The 15,007-nt window shown below is 36.0% G+C and carries 15 protein-coding genes; 9 read left to right on the forward strand and 6 right to left on the reverse strand.

Going from position 1 to position 15,007, the window contains the following annotated elements:
• Nucleotide 1 precedes the first annotated feature (1 nt).
• Nucleotides 2-1,777 (forward strand): radical SAM protein, encoded by a 1,776-nt coding sequence (locus QXK50_03745; GenBank protein ID MEM2008279.1) that lies wholly within the window; start codon nucleotides 2-4, stop codon nucleotides 1,775-1,777.
• 97 nt (nucleotides 1,778-1,874) lie between these two features.
• Entirely contained in the window at nucleotides 1,875-3,317 is a 1,443-nt protein-coding gene (locus QXK50_03750) for an ATP-binding protein (protein MEM2008280.1), read from the forward strand.
• Nucleotides 3,318-3,428: 111 nt separating this feature from the next.
• Here QXK50_03750 and QXK50_03755 read toward each other — a convergent pair whose 3' ends face one another.
• The 3 genes from QXK50_03755 to QXK50_03765 are packed head-to-tail and all read right to left on the reverse strand — an operon-like array spanning nucleotide 3,429 to nucleotide 6,701.
• The gene (locus QXK50_03755; protein ID MEM2008281.1) at nucleotides 3,429-4,439 is read right to left on the reverse strand and encodes a hypothetical protein; all 1,011 of its coding nucleotides are present in this window, start codon (nucleotides 4,437-4,439) and stop codon (nucleotides 3,429-3,431) included.
• A 10-nt stretch (nucleotides 4,440-4,449) separates the two neighbouring features.
• Entirely contained in the window at nucleotides 4,450-5,565 is a 1,116-nt protein-coding gene (locus tag QXK50_03760) for a DegT/DnrJ/EryC1/StrS family aminotransferase (GenBank protein ID MEM2008282.1), read from the reverse strand.
• A gap of 2 nt (nucleotides 5,566-5,567) precedes the next feature.
• A complete protein-coding gene (locus tag QXK50_03765; GenBank protein MEM2008283.1) occupies nucleotides 5,568-6,701 on the reverse strand; it encodes a M24 family metallopeptidase in 1,134 nt (377 codons plus the stop codon).
• A gap of 119 nt (nucleotides 6,702-6,820) precedes the next feature.
• Here QXK50_03765 and QXK50_03770 point away from each other — a divergent pair, with 119 nt between their 5' ends.
• Nucleotides 6,821-7,036: a hypothetical protein gene (locus QXK50_03770; protein ID MEM2008284.1), complete on the forward strand. Its 216-nt coding sequence runs from the start codon at nucleotides 6,821-6,823 to the stop codon at nucleotides 7,034-7,036.
• An 83-nt stretch (nucleotides 7,037-7,119) separates the two neighbouring features.
• Nucleotides 7,120-7,800, forward strand: coding sequence for a DUF2208 family protein (locus QXK50_03775; GenBank protein ID MEM2008285.1), 681 nt, complete (start codon nucleotides 7,120-7,122; stop codon nucleotides 7,798-7,800).
• A gap of 247 nt (nucleotides 7,801-8,047) precedes the next feature.
• On the opposite strand, the gene QXK50_03780 is transcribed toward QXK50_03775, so the two are convergent.
• Nucleotides 8,048-8,599 carry a hypothetical protein gene (locus tag QXK50_03780; GenBank protein ID MEM2008286.1) on the reverse strand — a complete coding sequence of 184 codons (552 nt, stop codon included), beginning with the start codon at nucleotides 8,597-8,599 and terminating at the stop codon, nucleotides 8,048-8,050.
• 2 nt (nucleotides 8,600-8,601) lie between these two features.
• Entirely contained in the window at nucleotides 8,602-9,018 is a 417-nt protein-coding gene (locus QXK50_03785) for a hypothetical protein (GenBank protein ID MEM2008287.1), read from the reverse strand.
• 102 nt (nucleotides 9,019-9,120) lie between these two features.
• Between QXK50_03785 and QXK50_03790 the strand changes: the two genes are divergently transcribed.
• The 4 genes from QXK50_03790 to QXK50_03805 all read left to right on the forward strand — a co-directional run bounded on the left by QXK50_03790 (nucleotide 9,121) and on the right by QXK50_03805 (nucleotide 12,926).
• Nucleotides 9,121-9,873: a 5-formyltetrahydrofolate cyclo-ligase gene (locus QXK50_03790; protein MEM2008288.1), complete on the forward strand. Its 753-nt coding sequence runs from the start codon at nucleotides 9,121-9,123 to the stop codon at nucleotides 9,871-9,873.
• A 27-nt stretch (nucleotides 9,874-9,900) separates the two neighbouring features.
• Nucleotides 9,901-11,331: a cysteine--tRNA ligase gene (gene cysS, locus QXK50_03795; protein ID MEM2008289.1), complete on the forward strand. Its 1,431-nt coding sequence runs from the start codon at nucleotides 9,901-9,903 to the stop codon at nucleotides 11,329-11,331.
• A complete protein-coding gene (locus tag QXK50_03800) occupies nucleotides 11,328-11,651 on the forward strand; it encodes a hypothetical protein (GenBank protein ID MEM2008290.1) in 324 nt (107 codons plus the stop codon). Before cysS ends, QXK50_03800 begins: the two co-directional genes overlap by 4 nt.
• A gap of 444 nt (nucleotides 11,652-12,095) precedes the next feature.
• Entirely contained in the window at nucleotides 12,096-12,926 is an 831-nt protein-coding gene (locus QXK50_03805) for an SAM-dependent chlorinase/fluorinase (GenBank protein MEM2008291.1), read from the forward strand.
• 570 nt (nucleotides 12,927-13,496) lie between these two features.
• On the opposite strand, the gene QXK50_03810 is transcribed toward QXK50_03805, so the two are convergent.
• Nucleotides 13,497-13,934, reverse strand: coding sequence for a hypothetical protein (locus tag QXK50_03810; protein MEM2008292.1), 438 nt, complete (start codon nucleotides 13,932-13,934; stop codon nucleotides 13,497-13,499).
• Nucleotides 13,935-14,393: 459 nt separating this feature from the next.
• Here QXK50_03810 and QXK50_03815 point away from each other — a divergent pair, with 459 nt between their 5' ends.
• A complete protein-coding gene (locus QXK50_03815) occupies nucleotides 14,394-14,930 on the forward strand; it encodes an archaemetzincin family Zn-dependent metalloprotease (GenBank protein MEM2008293.1) in 537 nt (178 codons plus the stop codon).
• Nucleotides 14,931-15,007 lie beyond the last annotated feature (77 nt).

A 15,007-nucleotide genomic window follows, 5' to 3' on the forward strand; every position in this document is an offset into this window, starting at 1 on the left:
TTTGAGTGATGAATTAAAGATTGTTGCACAATATGATAGAGAGAGAAATGTAGTATATGTAGGTAGGAAAGAAATTGTTGTTGGTGGACCTTTACCGCAACTAGATAGTAATGAGAAACTTGTACGTTATACTTCTTCTCTATGTCCATATTGTTTTAGAATTCTTCCTGCAACTGTGATTGAAAGAAATGATTCTCTCTACATTAAACGTATATGTCCCAATCATGGTGAGGTAGAGGAAGTATATTTCTCTAATTCTGAAATATTTAAGCGGTTTGAGAAATACTATTTTGAAGGACAGGGACCGGGACATATATACACAGCCACTTCGGCTCCCTGTCCCTTGAACTGTGGTCTTTGTTCTATGCATAAAACACATACAGCTCTCTTAAACATTGACGTTACAAATAGATGTGATCTAAGCTGTTGGTACTGTTTCTATTTTGCTGAAAGAGCTGGTTATGTCTATGAACCATCACTTGACGATATTAAGAACATGATTGATGGTTTAAAGAAGCAGACAAACATAGTTCTGTCTGTACAACTTACGGGAGGAGAGCCGACTCTACGAGAGGATCTTATTGATATAGTTAGACTGTTACGAAATCTAGGTGTTAAACACATACAGCTCAATACACATGGAATAAAGTTTGCCAAACTCTATATAGAGAATAGAGATAAGGCCGTGACATACACTAAGAGTTTACGAGAAGCAGGTGTAAACACCGTTTATCTAAGTTTCGATGGAGTTACTCCAAAAACTAATCCTAAAAATCATTGGGAGGTGCCTTACACATTAGAGGCCTTCAGAGAGGGAGGCATGACTAGCGTAGTTTTTGTTCCTACAGTTATCAGGGGAGTTAATGATCATGAACTTGGCGATATAATAAATGTTGCTGCCCACAACATGGATATAGTTAGGGCTGTGAACTTCCAACCGGTTAGTCTCGTAGGCATGATGAGGAAACAAGAAAGATCTCGATATAGAGTAACGATACCAGATCTAATTAAAGCTATAGAAGAGCAAACTAATGGTGAAATAGATAGGTATGCATGGTTTCCTGTAGGTGCATCAGTACCTATAGCTAGATTCCTTGAACTCTTAAGTCCGTCAAAGAGAGCGGAATTCACATGTCATCCAGCTTGTGGTGCAGCTACGTATGTATATGTCGAGAGGAGCGGTAATGGTTTCAGATTCATACCTATAGCTAGATTTATTGACGCTGATGGACTGCTAGATTACTTAAATAACAGAGTTGAGCTGCTGTCAAATAAGCCGAAATATCTTGCAAAGCTCTACGGACTTAAATCAGTATTCGATATACTCAATAAATTCGTGGTATGGGAGGAGGTTCCAACAGAGATTAGAAATGAACTTAGATCGATATTGTTCGACATATTCATTAAACGTAATTACCATGCGCTTGGTAGATTCCACTACAAGTTTCTATTCGTAGGTATGATGCATTTCATGGATGAATGGAATTACGATATCTCGCGAGTCAATAGATGTGCTGTTCACTATGCTCTTCCAGATGGGAGGATAGTACCTTTCTGTGCATTCAATATCTTAAACGACATATACAGAGATACACCTCACAAAAGTTTTGGAATACTCATTCAAGATTATCTGAAAATATATGGAGAGAGATCATTAGCAGAAAATAAGTATGTAAGAAGCAAAGATATTATAGATAAGATGGTTAAGGGAGAACCATACAGAAAGACTTATGCACCAGTATTGGATAAGCTTAAAGAGTACTACGATACTTTATAGACCTAGAAGATACAAATAATGAAGTAGGCTATGTACGGAATATATGTGGCGAACTTAAAAACCGTGTTCCTAAGAAATTAGCTAGGTGTAAAAGCAAGTGAGTCATCACATAGAAAGTACAAAAACCTACAGTTTCACACCAATTAAGATAGCGAGTCACAAAGTATATGTTGTTGAAACAATTCCGGCCATACCGAATACACGCGTTATCTCAATACTGTCTAAGATTTCAAAGTATTTCAGATTCCCTCTAGAGACTAACATCAAGCTTAGGATAAGGGGTTCACAGATATCGAATCTAGAACCTGAAAAACTATCTTATCTAGTTCACCTACTTTCTGCAACGATATTACCGTTATACTTGAACAAATACGAGCCTCACTCTCAAGCATTGATAGCATACATAGATATATCGAAAGATGGTAGTGGTGTTATACATAATGCTGCATTAGTAACAAAGAAAGATGCTAAGAACCTCGGTAAAAAACATACTCTATTCATAGCCCTAGCAAGAGGCGATGAAAAACACATAGAGATCCATCAGCTCAACACCTTATTCAAAATGGCTTGGCTTTATGTATCACAGCCATTAAAGCTGAACAAGAGTATAGATGTTTCAACAGTTCCCCTGAGAACTCGCAATATATTGGTAACTTTCGAAAGCAAGATAGAAGACAAGTATATAGAGATATCTGTGCCCGAGTTCCATGAAGCTCTAAGGGTCAAAATACCTATAAGGACATCCACATGGTGCTTAGATGATCTTCCCTTCAGACTTAGAGAAGAGGTTGAAACCATAGTTATAAAGCCTATAGCCAGTAATGCTCCCTATGCACCACGAGGAATAATGATAACAGGTCCTCCAGGTGTAGGTAAAAGTGTGACTGCTGAAATAATTGCATCTGCTCTCAAGCTAAAGATAATTGAACTCAGACCCAGTCTTTATAGATCTATGTGGTACGGTTTGACGGAGAAAATATTGGAGGGAATACTGAAGAACATAAAATCTCGAAAGAACTCTCTTGTTTTGCTAGATGATGCTGATTTTCTTGTAGGTAGACACGTCTCTCTTCATGAGACTCATGTGAGTGAGATAACAATACTCTTAAGGTATCTACAAGAAACATCAAGACCATTAACGGTACTCACAACAAATGTTCCAGAACTTCTCGATCCAGCACTAATTAGACCTGGGAGAATAGATGCTGTAATAGTGATGGGTTATCCTGATAGAGAGTTTAGGAAAAGAATTGCTTTAAGGAGCGCCGAGAAATATAAAATAGACCTTAAGTCAGAACTTCTAGAGACTATAGCCAATTTAACTAGGTGGTTTAGTAATGCAGAAATAGAGGCTTTTATAAGGTTAGCCGCTAGTAAAGGTGAGGGACGTATAACAGAAGAAACTATTCTCTGGGCTAGGCAAAGATTCAATATAAATGAACAGATGAGGAAATCTATACAGAATCAGTTAAAGTGGTTTGGAGAACAATTCCAAGGAATATCTATAAAGTATGTTCCAAATGAAAGCGATGTCCTTTAATTTAATTTCTTCGAAACTATTATCCTTATCTAATCTAATAATAAATGTAAAACATCTTAAGGATAAAGCCATGAAGTTGTGAACTTATATATGCTTATCAACTTAAACAACTCAATCAGAAACACATAGTTTCCTCCAATCAATATTCTTAGCGATTTTATCAAGCAAATTATTAACGATGTTTCCCCTAACTATACTATTGCCTATACCTATATTCTTAAGAACTTTATATACTGGTGATACCTCTAAAGGAGCTCCTGCAGCTTTGATATGACCACCACCATTGAATATTTTAGCTAATTCTCTTACATTACATCTAGAGGATCTAAAGCTTATACTCTTCAACGATTCATTGATTATTGCCGCGATATCACATCTGCTTAATAATGTGTTTCCAATAATGCTTGAACTAGGTATGTGCTCTCTCTTCATATATACACATAATGTAATGCCATCTATAACGAACTTAACGATTTCTCTATCGAGATTCGATAGAACTCGTAGCTCTTCATCTACATATCTAACAACTTCTTCTTTAACGATACTGAGTAAGTCATGATCCCTATTACGTAGATAATTAGTAAACGTTTTAAGTACGTTGTAGCGCCACTCATTAGTATTTTTAGCATCGGCGTATCTGAATAGAAAAGCTGATTCATATCTATTGAATTTCCATAAATCTGCTCCACAAACACTTTCAACAAAATCATTTATACTGCTGCTATCCATACAGTTCCTGCAGACATTCTTCGCTACAACGCCTGTGGCACAAACTGATCTATCAACATATATCTCTACGTTTTTAGCCTTTAGAGTTTTAATCCATTCATCTTCCCATACATGGTGATCGTACCACTCAATATGAACTTCTGATAAATCTATGTGCTTAAGTTCTTGGTAGATGTTGTTATTTAGGCCTATGTCTATTATCACATAATTTCTATTCTTTTTATAATATTTTCTGAATACATCCAAGATCTTGTTGGGTTCTATAAAGATTACTCTATACATGTCTTCAGAAAGATTTTTACAGTATATGTAAAGCGATGCACTAGCTACCCCATCAAGATCTCTATGCGTAATTATTACAAAAGGTCTCAATCTTGACCCTAGTATAATCATGTCTATAGAGCTATATAGAGTTACTGCAGTAAATTTCTATACATTCTTTTAAAGTTTTGACAATAAGCTCTATATCTTCTTCGTTTAGCTTGGGATGAATGGGTAAGCTTAACTCAACGGATGCTAGATGCGATGAATTAATACAACATTCTTTGTAGCCAATAGCTTTAAACAACGGTTGCTTGTGTATAGGTAGAGGATAGTGTATTGCTACCTCAATTCCTTTATTCAACATACAGCTGTATACAGCATCTCTACATAATCCATCTTTAAACTTTAGTGCATAAACATGGTATACATGTTTAGCCCAAGATTTTTCTACAGGTGTATCCACGGCTTTTACATTCCCTAAAAGAGTGTTATACCTATATGCATGAGCTCTCCTTATATCGTTGAGTCTATCCAGTTTCCTAAGCTGCGCCTTCCCCAGCGCTGCTTGTATTGATGTTAATCTATAGTTTCCACCGAGCTCAATGTGAATATACCTTGCACTCTGACCGTGGTTTCTTAAGAGCTTTACTTTCTCTATAACAGCTTTATTATCTGAAACCACTATTCCTCCTTCACCTGTAGTCATATTTTTAGTAGCATAGAAACTGAATATAGCTGCATCACCAAAAGATCCCACCTTTCTACCATAAGCTTCAGCGCCATGCGCTTGTGCTACATCTTCTATTAATACAATATTTTTATCTTCCGCTATATCCTTTATTATCTTCATGTCAGCTGGATGGCCAAAGAGATGAACTACCATGATTGCACGTATATTTCCATCTAGATTACTTAGAATGTCTTCTGGATTGATATTGAATGTTTCTATATCTACGTCTACAAATCGAGGAATAGCATTTACCATAAGGACTGAGGTTGCTGTAGCTATAAACGTGTAATCAGGTACCAACACGACATCACCGCTACCTACTCCAAGAGCTTTTAGAGCCAACATCAAAGCTACAGTTCCATTGCTTACAGCTGCCGCATATCTAACACCTATGTATTCAGCAAATTCTTTTTCAAATGACTCTACCTCAGGTCCATGAGCTAGCCATCTAGATTTCAGGACATTTACTACAGCATCTATCTCTTCATTATCTATGATGGGTTCAAACATCTTTATCTGCTTCATAGTTACCACAACTCTAACACTCTTTTTGTTTTCGAAAAAACATCACATCCATTCTTACTAACTAAGATGTCATCTTCTAATCTAAATCCATATTTACCGTAGACATAGATCCCTGGTTCTATGGTTATTACATCTCCTTCTATGAGAATATCTTTAGAACTTCTGGTTATACGGGGTTCTTCATGTACATCAATACCAATGCCGTGACCAAGACCATGTAGGAAATACCTATGGAGATCCAGTTTTTTGAACATGTTCCTCACCTCTTCATCAATTTTGCTACATTCAGTACCTTCTCTAGCTAAGGATATAGCGTATTCTACTGCATCTTCAATGATATCTAAGATCTTGCTATACTCGCTATTGATATTCTTTGGCATTATTACTCTAGTAATATCGCATACGTATCCCGATATCCTTACACCAAAATCTACCAATATAGGTTCTCTTCCAGTGAAAGACCTCTTTGACGGTATGTGGTGTGGTTTAGCCGCATTCTCGCCAATAGCTATTATTGGACTAAAAGCAAATCCTTCTGCCCCTAACTTCCTAGCTTCATTTTCAATCAATGATGCTAACATTAATTCACTAATGCCTTGAATAATGCACGGTACAACATTTTGTAGAGCAGTTTCCGCTATCTCTACCGCTTTCTTTATTATCTCGAGTTCTTCTACCATCTTAGTCCGTCGTATCTTCCTAATTATTTTACTTATATCTATACATATCGTCTCTTCACATATTGATGTATCATCGATAGCTACACGCTTATATCGAGAATCTTTGCCCATGAGTATACTATCGAGCGATGATTTCTCAACACATTTTATGTCTTGGGGTATATCTATACATGATGATAAGACTGAATAAACATTTGCATCACTATCTCCATAGATCTCTTGAATTCTATAGTGCTCAAGAGGAGAAACATATATATCGATAGAATTACTACGTACATCAAACAAAACCCTATGTACGGCAATCTCCTCTGGCGGAGGATAATAAATCTCAGAGAACACATATTTTAAAGAGTTTGTGTTCTTCAACACAATGAAATCAACATCAAACTCCAAAGCATCTGTTAAATATCTAACCAGCCTATTCAATTTCAACTTAAATAGCGCTATGATACTCACCCAGACAGTGACAAAGTTGTTCTAGAAACAAAAAGTTTATGTAGCTGAATAAAAAACTGTATGTTAAGCAACAAAGCGCGTCCAGCAACTGTTGCCAAGAACAGTGGTGGTGTATAGCGATGCATATAGACAGAAGAGTCGTCAATGTATGTCCAAAGTGTAAAAACAATTTAAGATTAGTAATAGAATCAGAGAACAAACCAAAGATTGTGTCCATGAAGTACACATACATATGTGATGTGTGTAGGTTTAAGAAAATAATTGAAAATGTGATTATAAAGATGGATAGCGATAAGATCATAATCACTAAGAAGGTTGGCGAAACCCTGAGTTGAAAATATTTTTGTACCCTATATAAAATCTACCTTAACCTTATATATGCTGAAACTGAATTATAAGCAAATCGGTGATGCATACCATGAATAGCAAGGTAACCTCTACAGCATTAACAATCCTACCCTTACTGTTCTTCTCAATAGTTTCAACATTTCTACCAAGAGAAAACCTATGGATAGTATTTCTCTTATACACAATAGCCTTGATAACCTTAATGAACCTAATGCCTAGGATCCGATCGAGAAAGATTGCTTCAGAATTCAGAGGAACTGTTCTATTTAGATGTGATGAAAAAGCTGTTATGGATATAGTTATGCGTGACCAGGAACTGCTTAACGAGATAAGAAAACAGATGAGAAGCACATTCATATTTATGATGGTGCCATTCATATTATGGTTCATAATAATACCCCCGTTATCAAATATACTAATTATTGATTCAGCACCATATCCAGAGAAGTTTTTGCGTTACCTTGCTTTCTATGGTATTATGTGGGGCATGATGTATGGACTAAGGTACATATTTATGCCCAAGAGGATCGTAATACCCTTAACTAGGTACGAGATACTTTCTACAGGTATTCGTTATGCTAATGTCTGGATCCCATTCCCTATGGATAAGAACAGATATAGTGTTAAAGTAGATCACAAGAAAGGTTATGTAGAGATCCATGACAAAAACTCGAAACAAGCGTATAGACTCTATACGACTGATACGTACAAACTTCAATCAATAGTTGAGAAATATGGTTTCAGCTCATGAACAATTCTTTGTGGAAACCCGTTAATATAACCAATAACGATGTTTATGATGTAAAGAACCTATTAATCAATATACTCTTTACTTCAATCAGCAAAGTCCCTCAACTAGTTCTAATTCTATCACTATTATCGATAGCTTTAATAGTCGCAGGAATTTATTTGATCAGATTAGAGAAATTGAGTAGCAAAGATGATCAGAAGATAGTATGAACCTAATCACTATAACAAACTATTACCGTTATTTTCATCTATATCGGGTTTTGAATTTCGGCAACCCTAATATTCTTAAACACATAAGATCTCGCAACACTAAGAATAGCTACTTTTTGCCATCTTCTAGTCGATACACTTCTTACATAGATAACCCATTGAGGATTCTTTAAGTCTACTTTACGATCTATGTCTTGTGCTATAACCCTTATAGCATCAATACTATGCATTTTAACAAGTCTACCTCTTTCATCAACTGCGTAGAGATGACCATGAAGTGTTATTCTAAATGTGGCGCCAATAGGTATCCTTTTTAGCGCATATTCTCTAGCGATAGCTGCTACCTTATCTACTATAGGATCTACAACTTCATCCACAGGTATGATTCTATGTATAGGTGTTTCCTTACCATCTATGCATACCCTTAAATTATACCAAAAAGTATAGGGATCTTGAACATTTAGTAAGATTATAGAGCTTCTAACCTTTGCTACAACATAAGATGTACCTATACAGCTATTAAGTTGCGAAAACACCCAATCACTATTGTTTATTCCAGGCTCATATGTTATAACAACATTAAATTTCATATCTAACGCCTCAGAATCTTTACATAAATTATGCTTGTTCTAGGAACTATTACAGCTCTATTACCTTGTACAATACCTATCTCACTTCTAGTAAGTTTCATAACCCTGCCACTCACTTCTCCACCATTAACAAGTTTTACAGATACTTCCGACCCTATGAGATCTTCGTCTAGAACATACTCAGATTCACAGCACTCCCCATGTCCATGGATATCACTTAAACCTGTAGCTATATAGAGTATAGAGCTTCTAGGAATTATCACAGGACTTCCTTCCACAAGCATCCCTATCTCGTTCTGTGAAACCTCATCTACTAAACCAAGAAGCTTCTCACCATCTAATGTGTATAACTCAAGACTCCTACCTTCAAATCTGCTATCTAGTACCGTAATAGGTCTTCTTCTCTGATAGTGCGACACCTTCTGCACCTTTAAGAAAAGAGAATCACAACAGAATATTTAAGTTGATTACAGCTCTAACAAGTTTTGTGTAGGTAACCCTGCTTTAGTACGTGACTATTTATGACTGATGTGAAAGAAATTAAGGCTAGAATTAGAGAAAAGGTTTGGAGGACTCTAGAGGAGAAGAACATAGCATTATTCCCAAGACCAGTATATCACAGGATACCAAATTTTGTTGGAGCAGATGTAGCTGCACATAGACTGTCTCATCTCGATGTATTTATAAAGGCTCGTGTAGTGAAGGTTAACCCTGATTCTCCTCAAAAACATGTACGATATCTAGCATTACTACAGAACAAGGTTGTGATTATGCCTACACCACGCATAAGGAACGGGTTTATTCTGCTCGATCCATTGAAAATACCTAGAGATAAGATTGCTGAAGCTAGCACAATATCTGGTGCCTATAAGTATGGGGTCTCTGTAGATTTATTATCGTTACCTAAGATAGACCTAGTTGTAGTAGGCTCTGTAGCTGTTAACACTAGTGGTGCACGTCTTGGTAAAGGAGAGGGTTATGCTGAAATTGAGTATGCTATTCTTAGATCATTATGTAAGATAGACGAAGATACCTATGTTGTTACAACAGTTCACGATGAACAGATAGTTGATGACTATATACCTATTGAAGAACATGATATAGGTGTTGACATTATCGTTACTCCAACTAAAATTACATCCATAACCCCTAGACCAAGAAAACCTAGAGGAATTATCTGGGATATTCTCCCAGACAAGAAGTTTATCGAGATTCCAATACTTAAGGAGCTTAAAATAATTTTAAAGAACGAAAAAGCTATAACTTGTAACTAATCAACTTAATTCCGGTGAAAAACATTTGTGTCAATAACTCTATACAATACATTAACTAAGAGAATTGAGCCACTGGAACCTCTAGACAGATACATAGTTAAAGCTTATTTCTGTGGACCTACAGTCTACGACCATACACATCTAGGTCACATAAGGGCCTACCTTGCATTTGACTTCATAAAGAGATACATTATATCGAAAGGTTACAGCTTTATTCATGTGCAGAATATCACGGATATAGACGATAAAATAATAAAACGATCACAAGATGAGGGTACGACATGGAACACCATAGCTGAACATTATACTAGGGAATACCTAGAGGTATTAAAAGCATTAAACATAAATGTAGATATTCATCCAACAGTATCTTCACATATAAACGAAATAATAGAATTTGTCCAAAAACTTGTAGACAAGGGATATGCTTATGTAGCACCCAGTGGTTCTGTATATTTCGATCTATCTGTAGTTGATGATTACGGAAAACTTTCAGGTAGAATATTGTCTAATGAATGGAGACAAGAAGAAGAATATCTTTATGAGAAGAAGCATCCATATGATTTCGCTCTATGGAAGGTATCCAAACCTGGTGAACCTTGGTGGGAATCTCCATGGGGTAGAGGTAGACCTGGATGGCATACAGAATGCGCTGTCATGAGCAGTAGGTATCTAGGACCTCAATTCGATATACATGGTGGAGGTCAAGATCTGGTATTTCCGCATCATGAAAACGAGATAGCTATGGCTGAAGCAGCTTTTGGTATCAAGCCATGGGTCAGATATTGGATACATGTAGGCTACCTCACGATTCGTGGAGAGAAAATGAGTAAAAGCCTTGGCAACATCATTTATGCTAAAGAAGCTATAGATAAATGGGGTACTGAAGTCCTTAGGCTGTGGACCTTTTCTGCACATTACAGAAAGCAGATAGAATTCAATGAAGATGCTCTTAACCAACATCGCGAAGTATACAAAAGGCTAGTAGTTGCCACCGAATCTCTAAAGAAAATTATCAGAAGCTCTAATGCTTCCCATAAGCTTAGCGATTCCGAGATAAATGTGTTAAGGCTTTTAGAAGAAATAAATATGCAGTTCCATGAATCTATGTCTAATGATTTCAATACCCCGAAAGCTATGGAGGCTCTGAACAACCTTATAACAACAGTATTTAGAGATATTGAACCTAAGGAAAACCAGGCTCTAGCTTTGCGTGCTTATTCTATTCTATATAGTATAGACAAAGTTGTGGGAGTTTTAGATAAGTATCTCGGTGAAAAGATTGAACTAGATATACAGCTTGTTGAAAAACTTGTTGACCTTATTCTTAGAATTAGAACAGAGCTTAGAAAGAGGAAAGATTATGAGATAAGTGATAGGATAAGAGAAGAGCTGCTGAAGTTAGGGATAAGAGTATTTGATTATAAAGAGGGAAGTAAATGGGTATTTGAAAAATGATCTGTTGCATATTATCGGAAGAACTATCTGATGCTCTTATGGATGAACTTGTTAACGTAGTTGCTCAACAAACACGAATAATTAAATCAGAGTTCTTTACATTGATATTTATATCAGATAATGTTGACAATGTTTTCGCACATAGAGATGTATTCACAAGACATATAGATATTGGTGTTAGAGTGTATATAGAGAATGGTGTAGAGAAGATCTACAGTATTTTAAAGAGTTGTAAACATATATACGTATCATCTAAAGATTATAGAGCTGTTGAAGTTCTGAAAAAAATCAAAGATCTACAGACAATATACGCTATATAGCGGTCCCTATCGCTCCACCTCCATCATCAATCAGTACTGCTCCTAGGTCATCCCAATAGTATTCGATACTCTACGGGGATTATATGTGTATCCGATGTTTTGTGAACTATGTGGAGAAAGAGCTTCACGTTACAGATGTAACGTATGTGGAAGATATGTTTGCGAAAAACACTACAATTCTCTGAGAAAACGATGTTTTTTATGTATAGATAGTGAATGTAGCATATGTCGCAATTTTCTATCAATAGGTAACTGTATGATATGTGGACGCAAGATCTGTAGTTCATGTTCTATCGATATAGATGGTGTTAGAAGGATATGTACATATTGCTTAATTAGTTCTAAACCCAAGAGATTCTCTAGATGATGAGTTCAAGACGGAATGATATTAATGATTTAAACTCCCCGAACTGATGAAAACATATAACAGATGTGTGAAGAAAAATGGTAATAGACATTACTCCTTGCGGTATTATAGCTATTCTGACTGATTTTGGATTAAATGATCCTTATGTAGCCATGATGAAGGCTGTAGCACTCGACATATGTCCGTATGTGAAGATTGTAGACATTGTTCATACCGTTAATAGTTTCGATATAGAGGGTGCCGCCTTCATGCTATACATTACGTATAGATACTTTCCCAGAGGTACGGTATTTGTTGCGATAGTTGATCCTGGTGTTGGAAGCAGTAGAAGAGCTATAGCGATAGCGACTAAAAATTATATCTTTATAGGTCCAGACAATGGGTTGTTGACACCATCGATAAGAGATGATGGTATTGTTTCAGTATACCTAATAGAGAATGAGAAGTACTTTAGAAAACCCACCTCCAAATCATTTCACGGGAGAGATATATTCATGCCCATTGCTTCACATATTGTTTGTGGTCTTCCTCTAGATAATATCGGAAGAAAGATAGAGCCTCAATCTATAGTTGATCTAGGTATAGATGTAGACTATATAGAGAAATCTGGTAAATGTGTAAAGCTCAAAGCAGTATACATAGACAAATTCGGCAATATAGTGCTCTCAACATATTTCAATAAACTTAAGCAGCTTCTTGGGGTAGACATGGGCACCAAAATATTGTTAATTACTAACAATAGAAAGTTTGTGACAGAAGTAGCAGAAGTGTTTTCCCTAGCCCCCAAAGGCTCGATAGTTTTATATGAAAACAGTTTTGGATTTGCTGAACTAGCTCTAAATCAAGGTTCAGCTCAAAACATTTTAAATATAGATAGAAATGAAACAGTACAATTATGTAAGGACTAGCAAGGGCCGGGGGTGGCCCGCCCCGTGCACATAGAGTCCCGTGACAACGGGACCATGTTTACACGGGCACCGAGGCTAGAAATAGCTTTCTCACTCAGTAAATAAATTTATCTACTTCCACAAAACTTTTCGAAATTAGATGATGAATGACTCCAATACAGATAGATGACGATCTCAACCCTTACTGAAATCAAGTAAGGTTGTAATATGATCAGTTATATAATAAAGTAATCGATATTCAGAACTTTGATATCTTTACTATTATGAGGGGTATAATCTACATTAAGTAATGCATTAATCTATATATTATTCTACCACCTTAATTCTTATCACTTAATCAAAAGCTTAGACCATTGGTTCAATCTATACCATTAACTACGTCTTGTACTATTTAATAGTTTAATTCTTATACTTCATCAGATGCCATTAACTGGTAAAGGGATCTGTGCTAGCATTTTCCTCATTCAATGACATAGTATCCAGAAATCATTTGAATAACATAAACCTATGAATACCTCTATTCAAGAGACTGTATCTTTACAGCTGAAAGAAATGTTCTTCAGAGCAACATTAATACACCATGTTATTACATTCAACGTTACACTCTCCATACTTCTTCATCAACTCTATAACATGTACACCATTACCTAAAAAATCTGCCTTCTTGATTATGTGAAAATCATTTCCGGTATACATCACTACACCTATGGGTCCACCTACTTTTTTCACGATCCATGGATAGAGAGTTACAGGAACAACAACATACAGGTAATCGGCTATATGAATCCTTTTACTAAGCTGATCAATAAGCATTATTTTAGGTCTCGTCTTTATCTCGTATACATGAATTAAAGGCCTATCTATGGCAGGTTCTACAGCCAGAACATCTATTTCTATTCCATCTAACCTTATATTACCATAAATCTTATATCCAAGACCACAAAGCTTATCTATGAACAATCTTGCAATAACTTCTTCATTCAACCTGAATTTATTCAGCTTCAGCACCACAAAGAACGAAGGTTATTCAGAATTAAATGTCACACAGTTAAAACAAACTAGAACTTGTTAACATTTAAAATATTCATTTATAAACATACACTAGATAATACCTATGGAAAGAAACGATCAAAGTAAACTGAGTATTACTTGGCTCAAACCTAGTAAATTATGACTCACAACCTTATTATATTAGGAGGTAGCAATATTAAGTATGGGCCAGACCTGCTGTATGTAGTGGTTTGATGTTGACTAGATAGATGTATACTACCAGGTGAACCCACCTCAAGGGTGGTAAAGCCCTAGGGGTAGGTTTATCTGGTGGCATACATCTATCTAATCAACATCAAACCACTACATACAGTGGGGCTACACAGTCGTTTAGTGTTTTTGTACCTTTCTATATATGATATATTATCAACTAGCTTGTTACTGATATCATGGTTCATGGTAGTAAGGTAGTTATTCATGGGTCTGTGTATAATTATGTTTCGATCTCAAGGAGTTGAGGAAGAGGTGGTAAGATCATGTAAAACTGTTCTGAAGGATGTTTTTGTTGATTGTAGTGTTGAGATATTTGAAGATGTTGTGGTTATTCCTGAGCATTTCTATAACTATGGTAGGGGTCAGTATCTTGCTGATGGTATTGTCTATAGAGTTTCAGAGTTAGTTAAAATGGATTGTTTCGGTATTCTTTTAGCTGATGTTGATGCGTATGTTGAAGGTCTGAATTTTGTTTTTGGTTTAGCTATACCGTGGTTGAGATCTGCTGCTGTATTTCTTTACCGTTTAAGGTTTGGTACCAACTTCAATAACTACTTGCATAGGGTAGTGAAAGAAGTTATTCATGAACTTGGACATCTTTTAGGTCTAGAACATTGTAAGTCTCCTGGATGTGTAATGAATTTCAGTAATAGTGTTTATGATGTGGATAAGAAAGGTTATATGTTCTGTGATAAGTGTTTGAAGAAGTTGAGTAAGAAAGGTATTAGGACATCTGCATAGAGCTACGCTATGTTTTCTGGTCATAAGTTTTATTAGATTGTGTAGACTATTTTTATATGGTTTTAAGGTGGATCTAT

It is taken from the genome of Ignisphaera sp. (genome assembly GCA_038831005.1).
Classification (GTDB): domain Archaea; phylum Thermoproteota; class Thermoprotei_A; order Sulfolobales; family Ignisphaeraceae; genus Ignisphaera.